The organism is Paenibacillus sp. JT22N1, assembly GCF_059692155.1.
Genome location: NZ_JCAUAW010000002.1, coordinates 111,486 through 137,972, shown reverse-complemented (window position 1 = coordinate 137,972; position 26,487 = coordinate 111,486). Strand labels below are relative to the sequence as shown.

Sequence of the window (26,487 nt, the reverse complement as noted above, 5' to 3'; positions counted from 1 at the left end):
AAAGTTGAAAAGCGTATGTTGACTCAGGGGATTCTCCCGAAACCAACATGCGCTTATTTAATTTCTCTAAAGATTAATCGTCAAGACCTGCTCGACATGTTTCAGGACTAGTGTGCTCGGAGCTTCTGATAACTGTATCATCTAGCCCGTCTTCATTGGTATCATTCGATTTACCTTCAGCATTAACCGTAGATTCAATGTTTGTGTCCCTGTTATTTATTAAGTTATCTATGCTTCTCACCCTTTCAATAGTATAGGCTAATATGCTTCGTTTATAAGCAATTTATTCGTTGGCATATATAGTTTGCCGGGTCCATACTCGTTTTAGCCATCACTTCCACTGACCATTGAAAGAGGAATTTGTAGGTCTTGACAAACCATACTGTAATATTTATAATTACAGTATAAAGTCCTTACAAAAAATAAGTTAATGGCGGTGATGATCATGAACTTTGTAATCAGTGATTGGGTTGTGGCAACTACAAATGAAGATGAATTGCTGCATGGTTATATTGAGTCTATAGATGTGCTGTTAGGCATTGCTCGGGTGCACGTTATTGCATCGGATCGTGAAACTGCCATCGGGAAAACAATGGAAGTAAGCAGTCAAGATATAAAAAAATTACCGGTAAGCGAGTTTGATATAGAAGATCAAGTAAAAAGCTTGATTGATGTGGCGCTAACAACGAGAGACGAGCAATGGTTCAATGAATTGTCAGCGAAATTATTCGCTATTCAACAAAATGGCACGAAACGCGGCGAGCGTGATGTATTTCCATCCTACTATCATAACCGTTTAGGTGTTGATCAGTTTTAATGGGTCGAATAAAAGAAAAAGCCAATCCATGAAACATGTCCTGCATGTTGTCTAATGGATTGGCTTTTTAGTTTGTTTTCCCGCTTATTGAATAGGTGCCTTGTTTGAGACTTGTTTTTCTTTCGTGATTTCCGAGGCAAAAAGAGTCTGTAGTTCTGTGACTTTTCTGGGATCGGTAAGTGTCACTTTGTCAGCGAAATAATGTTCAACGAGCAGTTCCCACGTAGGGGTTACCTTTTGAGCAGTCATGGCTCGAATAGCGGTCTTAACAAGCCTTCGTTCCTTGGCATTAGCGTACACGTCAATATACTGCTGTTTGCGTTCGAAATCTAACTCCGTAAAAATAGCTCGAAATACTTCAGCTGTCATACGCGCGTCATCCAATGCTCTGTGAGCGGTGCCTTCAGCAGCAATGTCAAGATCGAGCAGAGCAGCCTCGACGCTGACGTCATTCGTCACATTTTTATAACGAATAAACCCTTTCAATAGATCAAAATAGCTCGCCGCCATCCAGTAAGCATCATCCAACTTATGCATCCGCGTATCATACACGATGCGTTTCAAATCCTCGCCGCCCCAGGTGACTAGCAGGAAAGCTTCACTTCTATTTAGCCAATTCATGAAATCCGTAATGACTTTACGAAAGCCGTCGGCTTGATCGATATCTTCTTGGGGGATGCCCGTTTTTTTCTTGATAAACCCATTCAATTTGGAGAAATAAACAGGTTTGACTAGAGATGAGAACTCATCAATAGCCTGTAAGGAGGAATCTAAACGGACTGCTCCAATCTCTATAACCTCCATAGGTAAATCGCTCGCAAATTTGCGACCGTTGAATTCAATGTCCAAAATAATGTAGTCCATGATGTGGCCCCCGTTCTGTCTCTGTGTTTCCATTCTATCAGAAAATGCCTAGGATACCAGCTTCCGTTTTCCATAGACCGTATTTAGAACGAAACTAAACAGTAGACCTGCAAAGGACATTCCTGAAATCCATAGATATAATTGTTTCCCGCCAAAGCTTTCGTAGAACCAACCACCCAAATAGGAAGCGACGATACCCGATACGCCAAAGAAAAGGATCGCAAGCACAGTTTGTCCCGTTGCACGCCATTCTTCAGGAACAATACGATATAAATATTGGATAGCAGCTGAATAAAATATCGGGAACGTGAAGGTTTGCAGCAGCTGAAGATACACGAGAATATGAGGATCAGTCACCCATGCGGATAGAAAAAAGCGAATGAAGTAGAACACAGCGGCAAAAGAAATGATCGCGAGTTCTTTTCCTTTGCGAAGCCACCAGAAGCTTAGAGCGAATACTAGAATTTCGCTTCCTGCTGCAAGAAACCAGGCTAAACCGACCATGTCGGGGGTGCCGCCTAATTTTCGAATATAGACGCCAAGAAAAGTATCGTTGATACGCTGTGGCACGGCAACAATAAAGATAAGTAACATAAACCAAATGGTTTCTTTATTGCTTAAGAAATTGCGTAGACTTTTTAGAGAGATCGGTTTCCCAGTTACAGGCGCATCAGGCAATGGCAAGCAGATTAGAATGCTAATGATGCCTATTCCAGCGAACAAGAACGCCAAACTATTGATTCCGAAATATTGTGTGGTATAACCAACGGCCAAGGACATGACCGCATAACCAACAGCTCCGAAGGTTCGAATGGAACCGTAGCTTACCCCGTTAGCCTCCGCTGTTTGGAAATTTAGACTTTCTGTCAGGGGATCGAGAGGCATTAAGAAAAAATACATAAGCATCGTAAAAAGAAGAAGCACAACAAAACTGGATGAGGCGTATAACAAGTACCCCACAATGGTTGAACAACCTAAGAGGAGTAACATAACCTTCTTAATTGTCTTCGTTCGATCACTGATCATCCCCCATAAAGGTTGCGAGAAGATGGCAATGAAGCCTCCCGTTCCTATAATGAGACCAATCTTCGTTGCTGGAAGCCCTTGCGCATCTAAATAGACGGGAAGAAATGAAACAAACATAGCCAGAAGTGCAAAATACAAAAAGTTAAACGAACGTAATAAATTTGAAGAATTCATGATGACCTTAACCTTCCTAGATAAATTAGCACAATGCTGTTTTAAAACTACATTCTAACATGTCATGGTAAAGAATCCAAAGTAAATTAAAGGCGTTTTTTTCAAAGACGTACCTCTGAGGGATTCGTCCCCGTTACTTTTTTGAACTGTCGACTAAAGAAATAGATGCTCCGATAGCCTAGGGCTTCCGAAACTTCCCCAACATTCATTCCAAGTTTAAGAAGATACGTGGCACGTTCGATTCTCTTCTGAATGATATAGGACTCAATCGTTTGGCCCATGATTTCTTTGAATTTAAGTGAAAAGTAGCGTGGTGAAAGGTGCGCTTGTTTGGCTAAGTCGTGGATGCTATGTTGGCGCCCCGGATCTTGTATGATATGGGCCGCGATATCCATCATCACCCGATTCATAGAACGGCGGGCAGGATCACCTTGCGCTTGGTTACCTGGGGTTTGGCGTTCAAACATGAGCAATAACAAACGAAGCAGCATCACGGCTTCTTCTTCATGTCCATATGCGCCAGTAAGCTGAACATGTACGAAACGCTCCAAGTAGGGCTCATGAAATTCAGAGGGGTCAAAATGGACGAAAGAGGGAAGGGACACTAGGGGAAATGCCCTACCTTTCGTGTTGAAGTGGATATAGGTAACCGTAAGGGGGCGCTGCGGGTTATGTTTGGCGCTCGTTAAATCTCCAGGACGAAAGAGAAAACAATCCCCTTTGCGGACTTGGTAATGCGTACCATTCAGGCTGACCTCACCTTCGCCGTCCCATACATACCAGAAGTCGTAATCATGGAATGGCTCATGTTCACGGCTCCACTTCCAGTTAGGTTCACAGATGACTTTGCCGAAATAACCGTCTAGGACGAGCTCCTGTGATGTGAAAGCAGACATGAAAGATTTCCTCCGATTTATGTAAAATAGTGCAAACAATGATGCGCATTAATGCATTTAGTTTACTACCTTCCGTTCCTATAATAAAGATAGGAGTAAACAAATAATTTAAAGCGGAAGGGGTTATCCCAAATGTCAGAAATAAGTTCTCCTGAAGAAATCTCGGCGCAGCTGTACCGGTACGATCGGATCGCGGATAAATGGAATGGCTTTGAAAACTGGGGTAAAGATCAGCTCGGGCAATATCGGAAAGACGGATATACGGCAATAGAGCATGTACTCAATGAGAAAGAAATCGAGGATGCGAAGATAGCGCTGTATGAAATTATTTTTGTAGATGACAAAGGGGCACAAATTCAGTTCACGAAACCAAGCAGTGAATTGAAGACGGAAGAAGAGCGTGAACTAGCCGTTCGTAAAGTCAGCGAGTTTGTCGATAGGGATGAACGGCTCAAACAGATTGCCTACCATCCTGCTATACTCGCGGCGGTGCGAGATATACTTGGCGAGGAGCCGCGCCTTGTCCAGGATATGGCCTTACTCAAGCCTCCTCACGGAGGGGGCGAAAAACCATGGCATCAAGACATGGCTTATGGAAACCTTGCTTATGAGAAATCAGTGGTAGGTGTATGGATTGCTTTGGATGAAGCTGCGCTGGATAATGGCTGCATGCATGTTATTCCTGGTTCGCACGCGGATGGCGCAACGCCGCATTACGCTGTTCGGGATTGGCAAATTTGCGATTCGCATGTTGCTGTTGAGAAGGATGTAGCAGTGCCATTATTGCCAGGCGGAATCCTAATGTTCCACGGCTTACTTAAACATGGGACACCTTACAATCTTTCTCCGAAGAAACGGCGCGCGCTGCAGTTTCATTATGTTGGTATGTCCGTTTCTAAACTAACGCCAAAAGAGTATAAACGTTTCTTCACCAATGAAATGAGCGGGGCCGAGTGTTAGTTGAAACTAGCATTTGAACATACAAGATTAGAACTCGATAGCAACTTCCTGCATCTTCCAATCTCTGTGAGGACGGTTTACAATTAGAGAGAGGAGTTGATTCATAATGGGATCACCAATCGTGCGACTGGTACTTGATGCCAAAGCCATATTGGCTGAAGGTCCGTGCTGGAATGCGGAACAGCGTTTGTTATATTGGGTTGATATTATAGGAAAGAAATTTGGTAGGTTTGATCCTGAAACAGGGCTTAACGAAGATTTTCCCATTGGGGAATTTGTCGGTGCTGTTGTCTGCGCGGGCGAAAATGAGGTTGTGTTAGCGACACAATCGGGATTCCAAACGTACCAGATACAGCAGCGTAAGCTTACGCCTCTTGTTGATCCAGAATCTCATTTACCGGAAAATCGGTTTAACGATGGAAAATGTGATGCTAACGGACGATTCTGGGCGGGCACCATGGAGATTATTGAAAAAGAGGCAACAGGCTCACTCTATGTGCTAGAAACGGATCACAGTTATCGTAAGGTTTACGAGGGAGTAGGCGTTTCCAACGGTATCGCTTGGAGCCTAGACGAGAAAGAAATGTACTATATCGATTCTATGAAAAAGCTAGTGCTCGCTTTTGAGTATGAGGCGGATAAAGGGGAAATTAGCAACCCGAGAACGCTGATTGATTTTCGGAATGAACAAGGGTTCCCTGACGGGATGACGATCGATGAGGAAGGGATGTTGTGGATCGCCCATTGGGATGGCTGGCAGGTGTCGCGTTGGAATCCCAATACTGGTCAAAAGATAGACAGCATTGCCATTCCCGCAGCTAAAGCAACTTCCTGTATTTTCGGTGGAGACGAACTTGATACCTTGTACGTTACGACCGCCCGCAAGGGTCTTCAGGAGGATCAAGTGGGGGATCAGCCACATGCGGGAGGGATTTTTGCGGTAAAGCCAGGTGTAAAAGGCACGAAGACATATTCATTCGGAGATCAGCATGAGGAACGGAAAGGGTAGGTTCTATGTCAAATGAGAATAGACAATTAATGATTCAGTATATCGGTCAGGTCGGCGTTATTCTACGTAAAAACGATATCGCTATCGCGATTGACCCTTATTTGACAGATTCTGTTGATCAGCTTCCTGGGTTCCCGGAGGGCTTTTGGCAGCGGAGGTATGCGCCTCCTGTGAAGCCGGAGGCACTAACGGATTTGGATCTCGTGCTTTGTACGCATGAGCATATGGACCACATGGATCCAGACACGCTGCGGGCTATCGCCTTGGCATCTCCCAAATGCCAGTTTGGTGCTCCTAAACCGTGTTTGCCTATGTTGGAGGCTATCGGCATTTCAGCAGAGCGGCTGCATGCGCTTGGGACTCAGGAGGCATTTCAATATGCCGCTGATCTGATCATTCACCCCATTCCGGCTTGGCACGAGGAGCGAGTGCGTGATAATGAAGGCTGGGATCACTACTTAGGCTACATTTTACAGTGGGACGGCTTGTGTATTTATCATGCAGGGGATACGCTTTTGACGGAGGAGTTAGTCGAGGCGCTGTCCGACTTCACCATCGATGTAGGTTTTCTGCCGATTAACGGAAGGGACATTTTCCGCAATCGCCTCGGTGTCGTCGGTAACATGAACGCTCAGGAAGCGGCAGACCTAGCGGCTCACCTGAAGTTCGACATCGTTGTGCCTGTGCACTTCGATATGTATGCAAACAATAGTGAAGGGATCGCTCCCTTCGTTGACCGTTTATATCTGAAGCATCCAGGGCAGAAATTTCATATTTTTCAACCGGGGGAGACACTGGTATATGTAAAGTAGTAATGGACCTGCTTCTAGTAGAAACCTATGGAGCGGGTCTTTATAAGCATGCGTAACAGTTTTTTGTCGGATATAGGCTGCCTAGGTCCTTGTATCTAAGCACTTCTTCATCTAACGGTTTCACACGCTTTGTGATATGGTAAAGAAGCCCGTACGATCCAACCAATCGCCTAACATGACCATTATGAAATGGAGTGTTGTCCAGATGAAGATGTATCAATCCGTTGACTATATCCAGCAAGATGAGAAAATTGCGCTATACAAGCTCCACCACCATTCCAATGAACCTGAGCATACGCATAATTTTATCGAGTTGGTCTACATTTCGCAGGGTGCCGGTTACCAAGAGGTGAATGGAAAGTCATTCAAGGTACAACGAGGAGATTTTCTGTTCATGAATATCGGGGATCGTCATTCGTTTGCTGTACAGACGGATATGCAGTATATGAATATATTGTTTGACCCTGAATTCTTAAGTGATCAATTAAGTATGACAGATACCACAGCCCACTTTCTCCCGTTCAAGCTGTTCCAGGAATTCAAGGACTCACTTGCCAATCCGTCACCACACGTAACTTTCAGGGGAAAATGCATGATAGAGCTAGAGCAATTATTGGAAACGATGTATACGGAATACTGTGGTAAAAAGAGTGGCTACTTAGCTATGCTGCATGGATACGCGACACTCCTTCTGACACGCATGTTCCGTATGATGAAAGAAAATTTGCAAAACTCGGATCTGCGAACTGCCTATCACATGCTGCCTCAGCTGTTAACGTATATTGAGCAGCATTATGCGGGGCACATTACGCTGAATGATCTCGCAAGAGAAAGCTTTTATTCCCCTTATTATTTGAGCAAAATGTTCAAAGAATGCCTGGGGTTCACCTTTACGGAATATGTGCAAGATGTTAGGCTTCGCGAAGCGAAGCGGATGCTGATGGAAACGGAGGATTCGGTCGAATCGATCGGACGCAGTGTCGGATATGAGAATAAGACGCAGTTTTTTCGTTTGTTTAAGCAATCCCTAGGAATGACACCTCAACAGCTTAGAAAGCAATTTTAGTCTATTGAATTGTAAGCGTTTACTATTGGGTGGCGATTGGAGTAAAGGAACAAAGGTTATCACAATCCAAGTTAGAGATCATGCACCAACCTTAGGATGTGATGAAAGACTTGGCTATTTGCCAGGTCTTTTTTTTTTGGAACGAGGATGTTCTGGGAAGTGAATTTGACTTTTTGGGACTTTCTTTATGTTTATTTGGTTTCACCCTATAAGTCTATTAAATCGGACAAAATCATGAAAGGCCGTTCAAGTTTTGCTGTAGAGAGAAGAGGATTACTATCTTTTTTCACTATTCCTCCCCGAATGATAACGGTCTCATTGGACTAAACATGTGATAAATCGGTCTAATCTTGTCGGATCTTCACGACGAGTAGTGTGTTTAGTGAACATGCAGAATTTTCAGAAAATTGTAGTGATTATTTTGCTATTTCTTTATAAAAATGGGAAGGAGTCCACAAACTCAAAAACCAATTTAGGGAATCGGAGGGTTGCATATGAAGTCATGGAGGAAGTCGATTATTTTGCTCCTGGTTTCTGCACTCATGTTGGCTCTGGTACTTTCGGGGTGTACAGACAGTCCAGCATCCACATCATCAACTTCATCGCCAATTGCACAAGCAACACAAGCACCACAAGCACCAGCCGGCGGGGGCGGTCAACCAGTACAGCTGACGGATTTCAAAGATTCACCATTTTTAGCGGGGAAGGGACTCCCGACTGTGAAAGATCGCTTACCTAGCGATTATAAACTCACAAATGAAATACCAGAAAGCCAGATGAAGTACGAAATCGGTTCATATGGCGGTGTATTGAGAACGGTTACATCAGCGCCGAACTGGGATGCTGACGTTTTCGTTATGAACAATGAACCCCTTCTGAACACGCCGGGTATTCTCGGTGACACGATTACAGGGAACGTACTCAAAGATTATAAAGTCAGCGACGATCAGAAAACGTTCACCTTCACCATGCGAAAAGGACTGAAATGGTCCGATGGGAAGCCTGTGACGACAGAGGACGTGAAGTTCACGGTCGAGGATATCCTGAATAATCCTGAGCTGACGCCAATTTTTCCGGTTTGGCTACGTGGCGGTGGTGAAGCGGATGCGGCTCCGATGAAGCTTGAGGTTATCGATGATATGAATTTCAAGCTGGTCTTCGATCGTCCATACGGCGGTATCTTGATCCGCTTTGCGATTCAAGGTTGGCGCGGATATACGGAGATCATCCGTCCTGCACACTTCCTTAAACAGTTCCACAAGAAATATACAGCGATGGATAAACTTGAGCCATTGATCAAAGAAGCCGGCTTTCAGCCTGGCGAATGGTTCAACCTTTTTAACGATAAAGATATTACGAACTGGGAGCTTGCGAACAAGAAAGCTGTTGGCTTCCCTGTGCTGTACCCATGGGTCATGGTAAAAACGACAGAAAGTGTAACGACATTCGAACGCAATCCTTACTACTTCAAGGTGGACTCTGCAGGTAATCAATTGCCGTATATTGACAGCATCCAAAGTTCGCTCGTTCAGAATATTGAGATTGTTGGTTTGAAAACGATTTCCGGCGAAGTCGATTTCTCGAGGGAGTCAGCAGCGCTGATCAAAATGCCTCTCTATAGGGAAAATGAAAAGAATGGCTATAAAGCTTTGCTTGCCAATATGCACGTATCACCAACCGATGTGTTCCTGAATCAATCGTTCGATGATGCGAACTGGCAGAAAGTTGTTCAGGACGTTCGTTTCCGTAAAGCGTTAAGTCTGGCTTTGAACCGCAAAGAGATCATCGATACGGTTTACTATGGTTTTGCGAAGCCGGGCAATATCGAAGATGCGACATTCGATTTGGCACAAGCGAACAAACTACTTGATGATATGGGCCTTAAGAAAGGTTCGGATGGCAAACGCTTAGGACCGGATGGTAAAGTGTTTACTATTCCGTTCGAAGTCGGAGCTCAAGCACCGGATATCGTACCACTCACGCAATTGATTGTAGAGATGTGGAAGCAGCTAGGTCTGAATGTAACGATGAAAACAATCGATCAGACACTTTGGACGACTCGCAATACGAACAATGAACTTCAGGCTACAATGATCTGGACGCATACGCCGCTCTGGTACATGGGAGATTGGGGTATGCAGCTATGGGGATCTTCATGGGATCTCTGGCGTACTTCAGGCGGCAAGCAAGGGAAAGAGCCCCCTGCAGATGTGAAAAATCTGTACAAAATGATCAATGATGCAGCAGCAGCTAAACCTGAGGATGCGAAAAAGAAAGTTACGGAAATTAAACAAATTATGAAAGACAATGTCTACTACTTCATTCCAATTTCCGAAGTGAAGCAGCCGTTGATCGTCAATGCGAAGCTGCGTAACATTCCCAACGATACTAGCTTCGCCATTGGCGCGAACTTCAGTGGCGAGCAGTTCTTCTTCGGTAAATAAATTAAGAAAAGAACAGATGTGAGCCCGGACGTAGACAGGATGTTCGATTCGGGCTCCAATGTTCGTTATGTGGACACGATACATTGTTGAAAGGAGGAATTACATGCTGAATTACATCTCCTACCGTGTTTTGCAACTCATCCCGCTGCTTATCGCCATCAGCATTATCGTTTTTGTGATCATTCAACTCCCCCCTGGAGATTTTCTAACGCAATATATTGCACAAATGAAGCAAGCGGGCACGGCAGTTTCAGAGAGTACAGTCATTAACCTTCAGCAGGAATACGGGTTAGATAAATCATTAATTGTGCAGTACATCATCTGGATGAAAAATATGTTAATACACGGTGATTTGGGTCGTTCCTTCCAGTGGAATCAGCCTGTTGCTGATGTCATTGGTCCTAGACTGGCATTGACTGTCATCATATCGCTCATTTGCCTTGTATTCGTGTGGGTCGTAGCCATTCCAATCGGTATTTATTCGGCCACACACCAATATTCGGTACTGGATTATGTGTTTACGTTTATAGGTTTTATCGGTCTCGCGATGCCTGGTTTTCTCATAGCATTGATCATTGTCTATTTCATTTTCGCTCAGACAGGTATTTCTATAACAGGGCTGTTCTCCCCCCAATTCGTCGATGCCCCGTGGGATATGGCCAAAATCATGAATATGCTGCCAAGACTCATTATTCCTGTCGTTGTCATCGGGATGTCAGGAACAGCCTCATTGATACGAATCACGCGAGGGATGCTGCTGGATGAGTTGTCGAAGCAGTACGTGATTACGGCCAGAGCAAAAGGTGTGCCTGAGGGCAAGCTTCTGTTTAAATATCCTGTTCGCTTAGCGATAAATCCACTGATTTCTACCATCGGTTGGACATTACCTGCACTTATTTCCGGTGAAGCGATCGTATCCATTGTACTGAATCTACAAACAACGGGTCCTATGCTCCTTAAGGCATTAATGTTCCAAGATATTTATTTAACGGGAAGCTTCTTGTTAATTCTTAGTGTGATGACGGTCATCGGGACACTGCTATCTGATATTTTGCTTGCTTTCGTCGACCCTCGAATACGTTTCGGGGGTGTTGGAGAATGAGTGGCATGACTACACTCGCGAACCGGTTGTTCCGCAGGAACAAGGTTAAGAAGCAAAATAAACGAGAAGCTAACATTCAATATGATGTAGCTTCCCAATGGCAATTGATGTGGTGGAAATTTATTAAGCATAAGATGGCGGTTTTCTCAGCCATATTACTCACCCTATTCTACTTAGTAGCGATTTTCTGTGAGTTTTTGGCGCCTACACTGCAAGATGCCCGATACCCAGAGTATAAGAATGCGGCTCCGCAAAGTATTCATTTCGTCGATGCGAATAAGGGCTTTCAGCTAAGGCCATTCGTTTATGGGATGACAGAGAAGGTCGATTCTGAAACTTTTAAGCGTACGTTCTCGGAAGATCCGCAAAAGAAATTCGAGATCTATTTCTTTACGAAAGGCGAACCGTATAAGCTATGGGGACTTTTTCCCATGGACCGACACTTGTTTGGACTGAAGAATCCGAGTGATGCGCTCATTCTGATGGGTACGGATAAGCTGGGGCATGACCTATTCTCCCGTATCATATACGGAGCTCGCATATCCTTATCCTTCGGTTTGTTGGGGATTGTCGTTACTCTCTTTTTGGGCTTATTACTCGGCGGAATATCCGGTTACTTGGGTGGGGTTACAGATACGATCATTCAGCGAACGATTGATTTGCTGATATGTATCCCGACCATTCCGCTTTGGATGGCACTGACAGCTACCTTACCGAGGGATTGGTCGGCGCTGCAAACTTATTTTGGATTGATCATCATATTCTCCATCATCGGTTGGACAGGACTTGCCCGTGTTGTTCGGGGGAAAATATTGTCCCTCCGTGAAGAAGATTTCACCATGGCTGCCAAGCTAGCAGGGGCAAGCGATTTCCGTATTATTCGCAAGCATTTGCTGCCCTCATTCGCCAGTTACATTATCGTGAACGTTACCCTTTCGATTCCTGGTACGATTTTAGGAGAAACGGCTTTAAGCTTCCTTGGTATTGGTCTTCAAGCTCCCGTTGTAAGCTGGGGGGTGCTCCTGCAAGATGCGCAAAACTTAGAAACACTAGCCCATCATCCCTGGCTGTTGTGGCCTGCTGCTTTCATTATCATGACAGTTTTAATGTTTAATTTTCTTGGAGATGGACTGCGGGATGCGGCTGACCCTTACAAATAGGAGGTGGAGTGAATGTCAGAGCGAGATAATGTCATTATGGAGATGAAGGACGTTAAGGTTCACTTCCATTTGGATGAAGGCGTGCTCAAAGCCGTGGATGGGATTGATTTGAAAATTAAACGCGGCAAGACGCTGGGCATCGTTGGGGAAAGCGGCTGCGGTAAAAGCGTGACTTCGCAAGCGATGCTTTGCATAGTGCCGAAGCCGGGTAAAGTCGAAGGCGAGATTAAGCTGTACCGCAGTGGCGCCGGTCACCAGAATGAAGCTGTTGACCTGGTGAAGCTTGATCCACGGGGCAAGGAAATTCGGGATATCCGGGGTGGCGAGATCGCCATGATTTTCCAAGAGCCTATGAAGGCTTTCTCCCCGATCCATACAGTTGGCAATCAAATTATGGAAGCAATTCTACTTCATGTTACAGAGAATAAGCAGGAAGCGTACCGCATGGCGGTGGATATCCTGAAGAAGGTAGGGATGTCCAATCCTGAGCAGCGGCTCAGCGAATATCCTCATCAGCTATCAGGCGGGATGCGGCAGCGGGCGATGATTGCAATGGCATTATCCTGTAATCCATCGATTCTCATTGCTGATGAGCCGACGACTGCTTTGGATGTCACGGTCCAAGCACAGGTCCTTCAGCTCATTAATGATCTGAAGGCTAACCACGACACCTCTATTATTTTTATCACCCATGACCTTGGTGTGATTGCAGAGATGTCAGATGAAGTGGCTGTCATGTACTTAGGAAAAGTAGTGGAGTATACCGACGTAGATTCCTTATTTCATAATCCAAAGCATCCTTATACCAAAGCGCTGCTTAAGTCCATCCCTGCGATCGGCAAGACGAATATAAGGCTGGAATCCATTGAGGGAACCGTTCCATTTCCGATGAATTTACCCAAAGGCTGTGGCTTCTATTCCCGCTGTAAGCAGGCACTTGATGGTGTTTGCAACGTAGCTGACATCCCTCTTGTACAGGTAAAGAAGGATCATTCGGTTCGCTGCTTAATGGTTGAAGCGGAGCATAAAGAAACCGAGGTGGTCACATGAGTGTTCAATCGGAGGAACTGATTCTGGATGTTCGTTACATGAGGAAATATTTCCCGATAAGAAAGGGGTTTCTGCAAAAAAACGTCGGCTACGTCAAGGCTGTCGATGATGTTCAGCTTCATATCCGCCCTGGGGAAACGTTCGGTTTGGTTGGCGAATCAGGCTGTGGGAAGACGACACTGGGACGATGCATTCTTCGAGCCATTGAACCGACGGCTGGCTCTGTCTTATTTCGAGATCGTCTGGGACATATGCAGGACGTTTTACAGCTGGATGCCAAGGAATTGAGATCGATTCGACGGGATATGCAGCTTATCTTTCAAGATCCTTATTCTTCGCTGAATCCTAGGATGACGGTGCTCAACATCATTGCGGAGCCACTCGTTTGCAATGGCATGGCCTATGGCGCAGAGCTGAAAGAACGAGTGGCTGACCTCATGGAGATGGTGGGCTTAAACAGCAGACATCTTGAACGATATCCGCATGCCTTTAGCGGAGGCCAAAGGCAGCGTATTGGCATTGCGAGAGCGCTAGCAACAGAGCCTAAATTTATCGTCTGCGATGAGGCTGTATCTGCTTTGGATGTTTCGGTGCAGGCGCAAATTATTAACTTGCTGCAGGATTTGCAGGAGAAATTGCATTTAGCGTATCTGTTCATATCGCACGATCTTGGCGTTATCCAACATATTTCCAATCGTGTCGGTGTTATGTATGTAGGGAAAATGGTGGAGACTGCCGCAACCCAGGACTTATTCGCTTCGCCAAAGCATCCCTATACAGAGGCACTGCTTTCTGCCAAGCCTGTCCCAGATCCGCGCAGGAAATCCAATCGAATTATCCTCTCAGGGGAGGTAGCGAACCCAGCCAATCCGCCGTCGGGGTGTTATTTCCACCCGAGATGCGCATATGCCAAAGACATTTGCAAGCAACAATTTCCAGAATTAAAACAAGTAGGTGAAGGCCATTACGCCGCATGTCATTTTGCAGGGGAGCTTGAGCTAAGGGGGGCAGCCTCGATATGACGTACATAGTGATCCTTCTGCTAGTTTTCTTCGTCTGCTTAAGCCTTATCATGCTGGGTTCTCTTTGGTATATGAGAGTGCTGCTGGAGAAGATGATTGGCAGCAAGCTGCACGACTTGGAATCACTAACAGCTACAGGTTCTATTCCTGAGGCATGGTCAGTTAAATATGATCGGCAAATGATTCACTATCAAAAGCTTGGCAACACAAATCAAGTGAAGCGAATTCAACAATCAGCAAGAAAGGTTTATTTGAACAAAATCGGTAAATTGTTAGCTTATGTAAGAAGAACGACGCTGGTCGAAAGTGAAGAAGCCCGCAACCATACCTTGCGTATTCTGCAGAGGGTGGAGAGGGAATGGAGGGACGAGAAGACGCATGGATCCTTTTCATGAGATGAAAAAGAGGGATACAGCAGCAGGTTTTATTTCTGTAGGAATTACGATATTCACCTCCGTGCTTGGCATTATCAATTGGTTTGAATTACGAAGTCTGCTGCTCGCGTGCTTGGCTTTTTTCAACGTCAAAGCTTCTTCCTGGCAAGGTATCGATAATTTCACATTTTTGCTGCTTGGCGTTGCATGGCTCGCATATGTATTTTATTCCCAATATTTTTTGAAAAAGAAGGCTGCAGCCAAACAGGTTTTACAAGCTGCTGCTATGCTTCTAGCTATTCAGTTGGGACTCTTATTTGTATGTAATCTCCTTACTCATGTCCTGCTGAATGTAACTTTTGAGTCCTACATGCTGCTTTTTTTGGTCATTGAAGGCATATCGGCTCTCTTACTTAGTCTGTTTGCAATTAAGGCGGCTCGTGAGCGAGCCCTACAATAAATACCTAGTGAAGGTGGGTCAACTTGTATGGATATAGGTGTCGTTTCGCGCAGCTTTCCGCAATTAACGAACGAAGAAGTAGCGGTTCTACTTGCTGAACATGGGTTCAGATGGACTGAGCTGTGCCTCTCGCAAACAGATTCCAACTATTGGCGATACAATGGGCGAAGTGATCTTAGTGACCTGACGGATGAACGAAGCCGTGAAATCATAGAAACGTACCGGAAGCATGGTATTGAAGTTGCATCTATTGGGGTTTTTACGAATCTGCTGGAACCGAATGGTATTGAATTAGAGCAGAACTTGCAATATTTCGAGCGACATATGCAAATTGCTGCTTTAAACGGCGTGCCGATTGTGGCAACGGAGTGTGGGTTTATTCCGGGTAAAAGAGGCATTCAGGCTGATTCCTATGAAAAGGATTTCGACTGGCTTGTACAGCAGGTGAAGTGGCTCGGAGAGCGCGCTGGACATTACGGCATCAAGCTAGCGCTTGAGCCCTGCGTTCTGGATGTGCTGCCAAGTGCGAAGCGAACGGCTGATTTTCTGGCACAGGTAGGATCGCCACATGTTCAAGTGCTGCTGGATCCGGCCAATTTGATTGCGAATAACTCCGAAGAGGAAATGTTCTACTATTTAGCCCCTCATATTGCCTATTTCCATGGTAAAGACCGCAAAGTCAATGATACTTACGGACGTTGTGTTGGTGATGGGGATATTAATTGGGGGAAGCTGCTGGATTTGTATCACGAACAAACAGAAGGCGTTCCGTTTATTTTGGAGTATGTGAGCATCACTAATTTCTGCGAGATTCGTGATCGGGTGATTGCGTTTGATCAAGCCCGTTAATTCTTCAATTGCGTAAGTCGGAAATTTGAGGCTCAGGGAGGTGTTTGATGATGCTAGTCGCGGAAAGGGTTCAGCACATTCTACAGCTGGTTAACGAGCGGGGAAGTATGCGTGTCACTGAACTCAGCCAATTGTGCCGGGTAACCGAAGAAACAATCCGTCGTGATCTGGACCGCTTGGAAAGCGAAGGTCGACTGCTGCGCAGCTATGGCGGAGCGATTCGCTTGCAGCCGCAAACGTCAGAGACGTCCTATCAGCTGCGCGAAACAATTCATGTTACGGAGAAGCAGCGTATTTCGGTAGAGGCTGTCAAATATGTAGAGCCGAATGATCGTATCGTCCTTGATGCAAGTTCCACGGCTTGGCATATGGCGGCGCAGCTTCCCGATATTCCGCTCACCGTTATCACCAACTCCTTGAAAGTGGCATTGGTTCTTAGCGAGAAAAAGAATGTGAACGTCATCAGCACAGGAGGTATCCTTGTACCTAATTCGCTATCTTTCGTAGGACCGCTGACAGAGCAAGCTTTGGATGAATACCACGTAAATAAAGCGTTCGTTTCCTGTAAAGGCGTTCATATGGAGCGTGGCATTAGTGAATCCAATGAGATGCAGGCCCGAGTGAAAAGAAAAATGGTCGGTATGGCCGAGCAAGTATTCGTGCTCGCTGATTACAGCAAATTCGATATGCAAGCTTTTACAATGATTGGTGCTTGGAATCAAATCCATCATCTGATCACTGACGAGCAAACACTATCCGATCATATACAGCAGCTGCAGCGTAAATTCATAAACGTCATTCAGCTGCAGTACTAATCAATGCATGAAGATGGCGTAATCCCCATGCAAGATGGCTGAAACCGCAATGAAAGCACAGGCTGCAAGCCTTATGATGAGGGTAGAGGCAGGGAGAGGAATCGTACTCATGGCTAATCAATTGAGACAGAGCCAATTTATGAATGATAAGCAGATTCCGTTCACCATCAATCGCTGCTTTCATGATCAGCACAATACGCCGTCTAGTCATTCACACGACTTTATTGAACTCGTTTATCTAGTCAATGGCGAAGCGGAGCATGTATTTGAGGGCGAAAGCTATCTCATTCAAGCTGGAGATGTGTTTATTATTAATCCCGGGGAAGTTCACACGTACCGAACGGAACCCGGCAAACGCATTGAGATCATTAATTGTTTATTCACGCCTGAGCTTATTCATGAGTCATTGCTGAAGGAGTTAGGCGTCTCACAGTCGATGGATTACTACTATGTGCATCCTTTCTTGAATCCTCGAGAACGCTTCCATCATCGGTTGAATTTGATTGGACTGGCAGCTGGTCTTGTACTATCTCTGCTTGAGAGCATGATTACAGAGTGGGAGTATCGCCGTCCGGGATATTTAACAATCATTAAGCTGCAAATGCTGCAGCTGCTCATTCTGTTGTCACGCAGCTATGCGGATTCAAGTTCAAAGGAAAAAAAGGGTTCGCGGACAGGGAATCATACGATTCTTGTTCGCCGCATGACCGGATTTCTGGAGCGCCATTTCGATAAAAAAATGACTATCCCCGATCTGTGTGAGCTGTTTAATATTAGCAGTCGTCAGTTGAATCGGGTGTTCAAACAGGAAACAAAGCAGACCGTGACGGAGCGGATTCATGATATCCGCATCGATCGCGCCAAACAGTATTTGGCAGAAGGCGATGAGAAGGTCATACAAATTGCTCATCGCGTGGGCTATGAGGATCAGGCCTTTTTCACACAACTATTCCGGCGAAAGGTCGGGTGTTCGCCTGGGCAGTATCGCGATTTACACAGGTAAAATCGATGGAATTGCTAATGGATCATTAGAAACCAATTGCTGGAGGGATGAGCTATGACACTAAAAGTCGGGGTTATCGGAATCGGGAATATAGGGACTATCCATGCCAATATATACAAGGAACATGCGAAAACAGAGCTGGTCGCTGTCTGTGACATTATTAAAGAGAAAGCTGATGCGGCAGCCGCCAAATACGGCTGCAAGGCATTTTACAGTGTGCAAGAGATGCTGAATAGCGGTATTCATCTGGATGCCTGCTCGATGGCGACCAAAGGTGAGGAAAACGGCGGAGAGCACTATCAGCCAACGATGGAACTGCTAGCTGCGAATATTCCAGTTCTGGGTGAGAAGCCGATCTCCAACCGGATCGATGAAGGGGAGCGCATGGTGGCGCTAGCCAAGGAGAAGCAGCTGCCTTTTGCAGTGAACCTGAACCATCGATTTACGCCGGCAGCTCTTCGTGCGAAAGAATGGGTGGAGGAAGGCCGGCTCGGTCAATTGCATATGATCAATATGAAAATGTGGATTAATAACCCAGTAGAGACGTCGCCTTGGTTTCACCTGCGTGCGCTTCATCCACACTCGTTTGATGTGATTCGGTATTTCTGCGGAGATGTGAAGCGGGTAGCCGCTTTTATGATGAAGGGAGAAGGAAGGAAAATCTGGTCCAATGCGCAAGTCATGCTCGAGTTTGAAAATGGGGCGATCGGCAATTTAGTCGGTAGCTACGATGCCGGAGCAAGCTACGGCTTGGAGCGATGCGAAGTCGTGGGATCAAAGGGACGGTTCGTCTTAGATGATGCATGTGAACAGCTGACCTATTATCCTCGTCACAGCATTGCTACAGAGACTTATAGCTACCTAGGGGGCATGCGTTCCTTTAATGAAACGTTCAAAAGCCGGATTAGCGATTGGATCGAACAGCTGGATGCGAAGGTACCCTATGATCAAATTAATGGCTCAGGCGAAGAAGCGCTGAAGGCGCAAACGATTATCGAGGCAGCGATACGTTCATTTGAAACTTCAAGCATCATTGAACTTTAATTCGGGAGGTCGGAATGCATGATCCAGCTGGGGATAAATTCGGTTTTATTCAAGGATTTTGATTTCGCTACAGCAGCGCGGCATATCAAGCTTTGTGGTTTTGACGGTGTTGAATTATCTGCTATCAAAGGGATGTGCGAGCACCTTGAGCTTGATCGGTGGCGTGAACAAGCTGCCGAGATTAAGCAGATCGCAGCAGATAATGGGCTCAAGCTGTTGTCGATGGAAGTAGCGGAGCTCAGTGAGACCCGACTTCCTCTCGCTTTCGAAGCGGCAGCTGAATTAGGTATACGGATTGTTAATGTTGGCCCTGGCGGTAAATCAGATGTTGAAGAGGATCTTGCATTCACCATTGAGAAGCTGAGCCGCATGGCGAAGCTGGCAGGGGAATATAGCGTTACGCTTTGTGTCAAAGCCCATGTAGGAGGCTCCATTTACAATACCCCAACTTCACTCAGAGCTATGGAGTCGATCGCAGATCCGTCATTCGGTATCGATATGGACCCCAGCCATATCTATCGTGCGGGTGAGAACCCGGAAGCCGCACTGCCAGCCGTGATTTCACGTGTTCGGCATATTCATATCCGGGATTGCAGCGGCAGGCAGGCTGGGCCAGGAACAATTGACAAGCAGGCCTGTGGACGCGGGGATATCGATCTCATCGGGTATTGTAAAGTGCTCACGGATTATGGCTACGAGGGGCCAATTTGCCTCGAGGTCATCGGAGCAAATAGTCATTCTCTAGCGCAGGTGTCGATCGTAGCAGCTGAAAGCTATGGCTACTTGAATGCTGTGTTGCGTTCTTTTGGGGCGAGATAACGCAGAACTAACGAAAAAGGGGTAGGTAATATGACAACGAAAATGCCGAATTTACTGTTGTTAGGTATTGATAGTTTACGCAGGGATCATATGAGCGGCTATGGCTATCACAAGCTGACGACTCCACATATTGACCAATACAGTCAGGGTGGCGTGTTGTTTGAACATCACTTCTCCCCGAGCATCCCAACAACGCCGGGATATGCCTCTATGCTCACGGGGATGGATTGCTTCGGCACCGACGTTGTTGCGCTGCGGCATGGCGGCGCGGTTGGCGATCACGTGAAAATGCTCTCCGAGCTGCTCGAAGAGAAGGGTTACAATACGACTTGTATTGGTTTCACAGGGAATCCCTCAGCTCGCGGCTTTCAGACATATTTGGATTTCGAAGGCTGGGGAGCTGATGAGTCAGGTCGCAGTCCCAAAGCCGATAATTTGAACCAGGTTGCGATACCGGAAATGAAGCGTCTCAAGGCGGAGGGGAAGCCATTTTTCCTGTTCCTGCGTCATATGGATCCGCACTCGCCCTATCTGCCGCCAAAACCGTTTGAACGGATGTTTTATGACGGAAATGAGTGTGATCCGGACAATCATTCGTTGGATAACCTCTACGCCTTTAAGCCATTTGCTGATTACTTCAGCTCCTGGTTCCCTGAAGGCTGCACGGATAGTACATATATCGATGCGCAGTATGATGGCGCTATTGCTTATATGGATGCGGGAATTCAGTCGATTCTCACTGCGCTTACTGCGCTTGGAATTGAAGAAGAAACGCTTGTTGTCATCACCTCGGACCATGGAGAAACACTGAATGAACATGATTGCTACTATGACCATCATGGCTTATACGAGACCAATTTGCGGATTCCGCTAATACTCAGATATCCAGGCAAGCTGCCAGCAGGGAAGCGAGTGTCCAGTTCCACGCAAATCAAGGATGTGATGCCGACGATTGTTGAGCTTCTGGGTTTGGATTGTGACATTTCCTTTGATGGCCGCAGCTTAGTACCATTAGTCCGTGGTGAGGAGCGGGGGCGGGTACCCGAAAGTGAAATGTATATCACCGAATGCACGTGGATGCGCAAGCACGGTTGGCGGACACCGGAATGGAAACTGATCGTTGCACTGGAGCCGGATCTTCATTTTAAGCAGCCCATTGAGCTGTACAACTTGGTTCGTGATCCAGATGAGCTGCACAATGTGGCAGAAGAGGAGCCCGAAATTGCAGCCTTGCTAGTGAAACGAATGGAGGCTCATATTGCGAAGCGGGAAAATGAGACGGGCCGCGAGAATCCGATCTACACGAATCTGAACTGGCATGGACTCGGCTGCGGCCCGTTTAAAACGTCGCAGCAAGCTTTTGATTCGATGCATATCGGTTCCCCAAAAACGGCGAAATCGCTGCAAACCAAGGATGAGGAAGTGGACGTCGAGGCTGAAGCAGATGTTGAAGCAGACGTAGATGCAGAAGAAGTGGAAGCCGATTCAACATGCTGAAGGTGGCAGTTGTTGGGGTCAATCAAATCGGACGTATACATTGTCGCTGCTATAAGGAACACCCAGAGGTTGAACTGACCGCAATTTGTGATCTGAACCGGGAACTCGCGGATTCGGTTGCCGCGCAGTTTGGAGCGAAGGCTTATTATGATGTTGATACGATGCTGGAAGTCGAACAGATTGATATCGTTAGCGTCGCTACCGGCGGGATAGAAAATGGCTCTCACCATAGAGAGCCTGTTATGAAGGCAATTGCTGCCGGAAAAGACGTCCTGGTCGAGAAGCCGATTTCGAACAGCTTGGAAGAAGCGAGAGAAATGGTTCAATTTGCGAAGGAAAAGGGAGTTCGTTTTGGTTGTAATCTCAACCATCGGTTCACTCCAGCGGCAAGGAAAGCGAAAGAATGGATCGCCGCAGGCGACATTGGCCACCAGCTCTTTGTGAACATGAAGCTCACCATCGGCAATCCGAATGAATCCAGTCCTTGGATACATTTGCGGGCACTGCATCCTCATTCGTTGGATGTCATGCGATATTTTGCCGGAAATGTTCGGCGAGTTCAAGCATTTCTGACTAAGGGGCCTAGCCGCTCGGTTTGGTCAACGGCTTCCATTAACTTAGAGTTTGCCTCTGGTGCAGTAGGCCATTTGATGGGCAGCTATGACATGTTTGGTGTTCATCCTATTGAGGCTTGTGAAGTGGCAGGCGACCAAGGGAGGTTCGTTCTTGATAATGTCTATGAATCGCTCACTTATTATCCTCATAGGCAGGAAGAGCTGCGGGTATATCGCAATTCCATCATGACAGGAATGCGAGGCTTCGAGGATACGTTTCGGCTCCGACTGGGTGCTTTTATTCGAGAAGTGAAGGAGGGTATTTCCCCTGATCAAGTCGCCGCTTCTGGTGAGGATGCCCTTGCCGTCCAAGAAATAATAGAAGCGGCTATTCGTTCTCATCTTGCGAATGGTACAGTTATTGAAGTTTCCTGATGTGCATCCATGTCGGATGGACCGATCCGAAGGAGGAAGGTTATGAGTGAACAAGGGGAGGTACTATGGTTTACAGGTCTTTCAGGTTCAGGAAAATCAACGACGGCTCGTGCCTTGGTTGAACCACTTCGCGCTTACGGCCGGAAGGTTGAGCTGTTGGATGGAGACGAACTTCGTAAGACGATATCCCAGGGACTCGGCTTTAGTCGTGAGGATCGTAACACAAATATTAGAAGGATAGTGTATATGTGCAAGTTGTTATCTCGCAACGGGGTTATCGTTATTGTATCAGCGATTACCCCCTATGAGGAAATGAGAGAATATGCCCGCGCCGAGCTGCCTGGATATGTCGAAATATTCGTTGATTGCCCACTAGAAGAATGTGAACGACGTGATGTGAAAGGATTATATGCCAAAGCTAGAAAAGCGGAAATTCCACAATTTACGGGCATTGGAGATCCTTATGAGTTGCCGGAGCAGCCTGACATCGTGATCCGTACGCATGTTGACGAGCTCGAGAGCAACGTAGCCTTAATCATGGACTTCATGGCTACGAAAATAGGTCGGGGTGAGTCTGTATGAATATCGTCTTCATTTCTTTGGACACCCTTCGCGCTACTCGGTTGGGCTGCTACGGTTATGCGAAGCCTACGTCACCGTACATGGATCAAATAGCCGCCCAAGGAGCATTATTTGAAAGAGCCTATGCGGCTGATATTCCGACTGAAGTGGCCCACACCGGCATTTTCACGGGAAAAGTTGGCTTACGAACGGGGGTTGTCGCTCACGGTTCGCCGCTAACTCACCTGCCTAAGAAGGAAGCGTGGCTCCCGTCTCTTATGCAAAACAATGGGTTCACGACAGCAGCAGTCGATAATTTATATCAACTGAAGGAATGGTTCGCAAGAGGATATCGGTATTACATTAATTCGGTAGGCAAGAAGCGCAGCATTGACGGAAAAACCATAAATCAATTGGCATTTCAATGGATTCGTGAGCATAAGCAGGAAGATTTCTTTCTATTTCTTCATTATTGGGATCCACATACACCTTATCAGCCACCGGAAGACTATATTTCACCGTTCTATGAGCAGAGCCGCGATCCGTATGATCCTGCGAATCGCAGTATGCAAGCCGCATATAATCATGCGGCTTACCCTTTTTTCAAGCACCATCATTATGATTTGTTAGGTCCTGTGACGGATGCTACCTATGTAAATGCATTGTATGATGCGGAAGTTCGTTATCTCGATGATCGTCTGCGCGAGCTTGATGAACAGCTTATTGCAGAGGGGTTATATGAGGACACCCTGTTGATTTTGTTCGGAGATCATGGAGAAAGCTTGACGGAGCATGATATTTATTGGGATCATTGCGGTCTCTATGAGACGACGGTTCAAGTCCCGATGATCATGAGATACCCGAGACGAATTCCAGCCGGACGCAGAGTCAAAGGGTTAGTCCAGCAGGTGGACATGATGCCCACGATATTAGAAGCCGCCGGGATTAAGGCGCCTCCTTCATTGGATGGCCGCAGCTTGTGGCCTAGCTTAAGGGGAGAAGCTGATGGGACGCATGACTTCGTTTACTTGAGTGAATGTGCTTGGCAGGCCAGCAGAGGTGTGGTTACGAAGGATTATAAATTTATCCGCACGTTAGACTCTGGGCCTTTTGTGCGTCCACATAGAGAGCTATATGATCTGCGCTCCGATCCAGAGGAAGTGAGGAATGTAGCCGAAAGCTCCGTTCCTATTGCGAATGATCTCGCTTATCGCTTGGATGAGTGGGTTGCGCAAATGCTAAATGGACGTATAGATCCTATGCTGACACAGATGGAAGCAGGACTCCCGTTCCGGAATAGAATCCATGAGATACTACAGCAGTATGGCCTGACTTGGTCGGAATGGATGCAAGATCCAAGGCGTGAGCGATTCGATGAAGCGTCCGCAGCCGCCCGACATACGGGGAGGCATTCGATTTGACTAAGCTGGCGCAGCAGCCCAATATTCTGATCATTATGGTCGATCAGCTAAGGTATGATTGTCTTGGTTATAGTGGTTTAGCCCCTGTCTTAACGCCGCATATAGACCGGCTTGCTGCCGGGGGCATGTGGTTCAACCGTGCCTACACCCCAATTCCTGTATGCGGCCCGGCGAGACAATCGTTCGTGTGCGGCAGGCGAGCTGAAGCCTTCGGCGGACTTTGGAATTTCAAACTTGGTATGAAGGTAAGTGCGCTCGAGCCCACTGACTATTCGTGGGCTCGCTCCTTACAGGAGGCGGGTTATCACAATGGTTATATGGGAAAGTGGGATGTTCATCCAACTAATGACCCTACCTGTTATGGGTATGACGAGTTTGTTCCTAGTGATGAAAGATACCGCACATGGCTGCAGGAGGCTTATCCGGAGCTAGCTTACACTAGTGGTTACTTCGGAGAAACGGATCCTCTACCACTAGCGGATACTCGCACACACCGAACAGGAGAAATGGCAGCAGTGTTAATGAGGCAGTTGTCCAAGGGAGGCTCCCCTTGGCATCTTCGAGTGAATTTCCAAGAGCCCCATCTGCCGTGCCGTCCGACAGCAGTGTTTGCTGAAAAGTATGCCATAGAGAGTATTCCGATGTGGGGCAGCTTCAGCGAAACGTTCGCTGATAAGCCTTATATTCAAGAGCAGCAGCTTCGGAATTGGCAGATCGAGAACTTAGACTGGGAGGACTGGGCACCTATCGTCGCCCGTTATTACGCTATCATTAGTCAATTGGATGATGCCATAGGCAGGCTTTTAGAGGAGCTAGATTTATTGGGGGAAAGCCAGGATACGGTCGTGATTTTCACATCCGATCACGGGGACATGTGCGGTGGACATCGGATGTTAGATAAACACTATGTGATGTATGAGGATGTCGTGAAAGTTCCGCTCATTATACGTTGGCCTAGTGTCATTCCCCCTGGCAGACGCTGTGATGAATTCGTGCAATCCTTGCTGGATCTGCCGCCGACACTGTTAGAGATCAGTTGTTCAACTCCGCCACCTGATCATCGGTTTCACGGAGAATCCTTACTGCCATTGCTCCGGGGCACCCATCCTGCGGTTTGGAGGAATGAAGTCGTCGCGACATACAATGGCGGGCAATTTGGGCTCTACACACAGCGAATGATTCGCAGCAAAGAATGGAAATACGTTTGGAATTCTACGGATGTCGATGAACTCTACGATATGATCGACGACCCATACGAACTTCGAAACGTCATTCAGCATCCTGCAAACAAAAGTATTGTTCTGGAGCTTCGCAAGCGGTTGTATGATATTCTGCATCGAGATGACGACGGCTTAGTACATAATCCATGGATGCGTGATCAATTGACCAAAGGACGGAAAAAGTGATGAAAGTACACGGTTTAAAGGAGGAATCAACTATGCTAACACAGGAGCTAATCAAGCAATTCGATGAAATAGGGTTTCTGAAAGGCGATGTCGTTTTATCCGATGAAGAGGTAGAAACATTACGTGAGGAATTGGCTATGGTGATGGACGGGAAATCCGTTAAAAAGCCCATTCTGAACCGAAATATGCTCGATAACTCCCATTATGGGATGACAATAACGAAGAAGGAAACGGTTGTTCAAATCGTGAATATTTGGATGGCTAGCGATGTCTACTTGCAACATGCAGCCAATCAAAGAATTTGTGAAGAGGTGGCGCAATTGAGCCATACGGACACCCTTCGGATCTGGCATGATCAGATTCAATACAAACCGCCTGTGATGGGAGGCCCAACGAATTGGCACCAGGATCATCCGTTATGGCCTGTTATTCAACCGGCTGATCTCGTTAGTGCTTGGGTAGCTTTGGATGATGCTGTGATTGAAAATGGTTGTATGTGGATGGTGCCTGGCAGCCATAAATGGGGTAATCATCAAAAGTATTTAAGCAGTAATGAACAATTTATGCCATATCACAAGCAGCCGGAGCTTCTTCCTGAAGGGGCTAAAGTGGAAGCGGTTCCTTTTGAAATTAAGAAAGGTCAGGTTGGTTATCACCACAGCTTGACTTGGCACGGTAGCCCAAATAATCGTTCTGAATTAAAACGCAGAGCCATTGCGGTTCACTATATGCCGGGGCACACGTATTTTGCACCGACGGGCAACCATCCGATGGAATCCCATATTCATGTACAGCCGGGCGAAATAGTATCTGGTGAGAGCTTTCCGGTTGTCTATCAAAGATAACG

26 protein-coding genes are annotated in these 26,487 nt (G+C 46.5%); 23 read left to right on the top strand and 3 right to left on the bottom strand.

From position 1 onward, the window contains the following. Positions 1-445: 445 nt before the first annotated feature. A complete protein-coding gene (locus AC58UU_RS04440; protein ID WP_497313372.1) occupies positions 446-817 on the top strand; it encodes an IDEAL domain-containing protein in 372 nt (123 codons plus the stop codon). 84 nt (positions 818-901) lie between these two features. Here AC58UU_RS04440 and AC58UU_RS04435 read toward each other — a convergent pair whose 3' ends face one another. The 3 genes from AC58UU_RS04435 to AC58UU_RS04425 all read right to left on the bottom strand — a co-directional run bounded on the left by AC58UU_RS04435 (position 902) and on the right by AC58UU_RS04425 (position 3,777). After that, the gene (locus tag AC58UU_RS04435) at positions 902-1,714 is read right to left on the bottom strand and encodes a 3'-5' exonuclease (RefSeq protein WP_497313370.1); all 813 of its coding nucleotides are present in this window, start codon (positions 1,712-1,714) and stop codon (positions 902-904) included. A 15-nt stretch (positions 1,715-1,729) separates the two neighbouring features. Beyond that, positions 1,730-2,881 carry an MFS transporter gene (locus AC58UU_RS04430; RefSeq protein WP_171647450.1) on the bottom strand — a complete coding sequence of 384 codons (1,152 nt, stop codon included), beginning with the start codon at positions 2,879-2,881 and terminating at the stop codon, positions 1,730-1,732. Positions 2,882-2,982: 101 nt separating this feature from the next. Then, positions 2,983-3,777: a helix-turn-helix transcriptional regulator gene (locus tag AC58UU_RS04425; protein WP_497313369.1), complete on the bottom strand. Its 795-nt coding sequence runs from the start codon at positions 3,775-3,777 to the stop codon at positions 2,983-2,985. Positions 3,778-3,909: 132 nt separating this feature from the next. Between AC58UU_RS04425 and AC58UU_RS04420 the strand changes: the two genes are divergently transcribed. From AC58UU_RS04420 to AC58UU_RS04315, 22 genes are all read left to right on the top strand, one after another. Beyond that, positions 3,910-4,737, top strand: coding sequence for a phytanoyl-CoA dioxygenase family protein (locus AC58UU_RS04420; RefSeq protein WP_497313367.1), 828 nt, complete (start codon positions 3,910-3,912; stop codon positions 4,735-4,737). 106 nt (positions 4,738-4,843) lie between these two features. Next, the gene (locus AC58UU_RS04415; RefSeq protein ID WP_497313365.1) at positions 4,844-5,746 is read left to right on the top strand and encodes an SMP-30/gluconolactonase/LRE family protein; all 903 of its coding nucleotides are present in this window, start codon (positions 4,844-4,846) and stop codon (positions 5,744-5,746) included. A gap of 5 nt (positions 5,747-5,751) precedes the next feature. Then, positions 5,752-6,558 (top strand): MBL fold metallo-hydrolase, encoded by an 807-nt coding sequence (locus tag AC58UU_RS04410; protein WP_497313364.1) that lies wholly within the window; start codon positions 5,752-5,754, stop codon positions 6,556-6,558. A 175-nt stretch (positions 6,559-6,733) separates the two neighbouring features. Then, positions 6,734-7,624 (top strand): helix-turn-helix domain-containing protein, encoded by an 891-nt coding sequence (locus AC58UU_RS04405; protein WP_497313363.1) that lies wholly within the window; start codon positions 6,734-6,736, stop codon positions 7,622-7,624. 494 nt (positions 7,625-8,118) lie between these two features. Next, positions 8,119-10,068: an ABC transporter substrate-binding protein gene (locus AC58UU_RS04400; protein ID WP_497313361.1), complete on the top strand. Its 1,950-nt coding sequence runs from the start codon at positions 8,119-8,121 to the stop codon at positions 10,066-10,068. A 103-nt stretch (positions 10,069-10,171) separates the two neighbouring features. Then, complete coding sequence (locus tag AC58UU_RS04395) at positions 10,172-11,170, top strand: ABC transporter permease (protein WP_497313359.1); 999 nt, start codon at positions 10,172-10,174, stop codon at positions 11,168-11,170. After that, positions 11,167-12,330 carry an ABC transporter permease gene (locus tag AC58UU_RS04390; RefSeq protein ID WP_497313357.1) on the top strand — a complete coding sequence of 388 codons (1,164 nt, stop codon included), beginning with the start codon at positions 11,167-11,169 and terminating at the stop codon, positions 12,328-12,330. The genes AC58UU_RS04395 and AC58UU_RS04390 overlap by 4 nt, the downstream gene beginning before the upstream one ends. A 12-nt stretch (positions 12,331-12,342) precedes the next feature. Beyond that, entirely contained in the window at positions 12,343-13,380 is a 1,038-nt protein-coding gene (locus AC58UU_RS04385) for an ABC transporter ATP-binding protein (RefSeq protein ID WP_497313355.1), read from the top strand. Then, positions 13,377-14,402: an ABC transporter ATP-binding protein gene (locus tag AC58UU_RS04380; RefSeq protein WP_497313353.1), complete on the top strand. Its 1,026-nt coding sequence runs from the start codon at positions 13,377-13,379 to the stop codon at positions 14,400-14,402. The genes AC58UU_RS04385 and AC58UU_RS04380 overlap by 4 nt, the downstream gene beginning before the upstream one ends. Next, a complete protein-coding gene (locus AC58UU_RS04375) occupies positions 14,399-14,797 on the top strand; it encodes a hypothetical protein (RefSeq protein ID WP_497313351.1) in 399 nt (132 codons plus the stop codon). The genes AC58UU_RS04380 and AC58UU_RS04375 overlap by 4 nt, the downstream gene beginning before the upstream one ends. Beyond that, entirely contained in the window at positions 14,781-15,236 is a 456-nt protein-coding gene (locus AC58UU_RS04370; protein WP_497313349.1) for a hypothetical protein, read from the top strand. The genes AC58UU_RS04375 and AC58UU_RS04370 overlap by 17 nt, the downstream gene beginning before the upstream one ends. A gap of 27 nt (positions 15,237-15,263) precedes the next feature. Next, positions 15,264-16,085, top strand: a complete 822-nt coding sequence (locus AC58UU_RS04365) for a sugar phosphate isomerase/epimerase family protein (RefSeq protein ID WP_497313347.1) — start codon at positions 15,264-15,266, stop codon at positions 16,083-16,085. Between the two features lie 50 nt (positions 16,086-16,135). Continuing rightward, positions 16,136-16,900 carry a DeoR/GlpR family DNA-binding transcription regulator gene (locus AC58UU_RS04360; RefSeq protein WP_497313983.1) on the top strand — a complete coding sequence of 255 codons (765 nt, stop codon included), beginning with the start codon at positions 16,136-16,138 and terminating at the stop codon, positions 16,898-16,900. Positions 16,901-16,934: 34 nt separating this feature from the next. After that, on the top strand, positions 16,935-17,903 hold the full coding sequence (locus AC58UU_RS04355; RefSeq protein ID WP_497313346.1) for an AraC family transcriptional regulator: 969 nt from the start codon (positions 16,935-16,937) through the stop codon (positions 17,901-17,903). 54 nt (positions 17,904-17,957) lie between these two features. Beyond that, on the top strand, positions 17,958-18,947 hold the full coding sequence (locus AC58UU_RS04350) for a Gfo/Idh/MocA family protein (protein ID WP_497313344.1): 990 nt from the start codon (positions 17,958-17,960) through the stop codon (positions 18,945-18,947). A gap of 18 nt (positions 18,948-18,965) precedes the next feature. Then, positions 18,966-19,766 (top strand): sugar phosphate isomerase/epimerase family protein, encoded by an 801-nt coding sequence (locus AC58UU_RS04345; RefSeq protein ID WP_497313342.1) that lies wholly within the window; start codon positions 18,966-18,968, stop codon positions 19,764-19,766. A gap of 30 nt (positions 19,767-19,796) precedes the next feature. After that, positions 19,797-21,263, top strand: coding sequence for a sulfatase family protein (locus AC58UU_RS04340; RefSeq protein ID WP_497313340.1), 1,467 nt, complete (start codon positions 19,797-19,799; stop codon positions 21,261-21,263). Continuing rightward, positions 21,257-22,252: a Gfo/Idh/MocA family protein gene (locus AC58UU_RS04335; RefSeq protein ID WP_497313338.1), complete on the top strand. Its 996-nt coding sequence runs from the start codon at positions 21,257-21,259 to the stop codon at positions 22,250-22,252. The genes AC58UU_RS04340 and AC58UU_RS04335 overlap by 7 nt, the downstream gene beginning before the upstream one ends. Before the next feature lie 42 nt (positions 22,253-22,294). Then, positions 22,295-22,834: an adenylyl-sulfate kinase gene (gene cysC / locus AC58UU_RS04330; RefSeq protein ID WP_497313336.1), complete on the top strand. Its 540-nt coding sequence runs from the start codon at positions 22,295-22,297 to the stop codon at positions 22,832-22,834. Continuing rightward, positions 22,831-24,234: a sulfatase family protein gene (locus AC58UU_RS04325; RefSeq protein WP_497313334.1), complete on the top strand. Its 1,404-nt coding sequence runs from the start codon at positions 22,831-22,833 to the stop codon at positions 24,232-24,234. Before cysC ends, AC58UU_RS04325 begins: the two co-directional genes overlap by 4 nt. Then, positions 24,231-25,640, top strand: a complete 1,410-nt coding sequence (locus AC58UU_RS04320; protein ID WP_497313332.1) for a sulfatase family protein — start codon at positions 24,231-24,233, stop codon at positions 25,638-25,640. The genes AC58UU_RS04325 and AC58UU_RS04320 overlap by 4 nt, the downstream gene beginning before the upstream one ends. A gap of 32 nt (positions 25,641-25,672) precedes the next feature. Beyond that, positions 25,673-26,485 (top strand): phytanoyl-CoA dioxygenase family protein, encoded by an 813-nt coding sequence (locus AC58UU_RS04315; protein ID WP_497313330.1) that lies wholly within the window; start codon positions 25,673-25,675, stop codon positions 26,483-26,485. Positions 26,486-26,487: the final 2 nt, after the last annotated feature.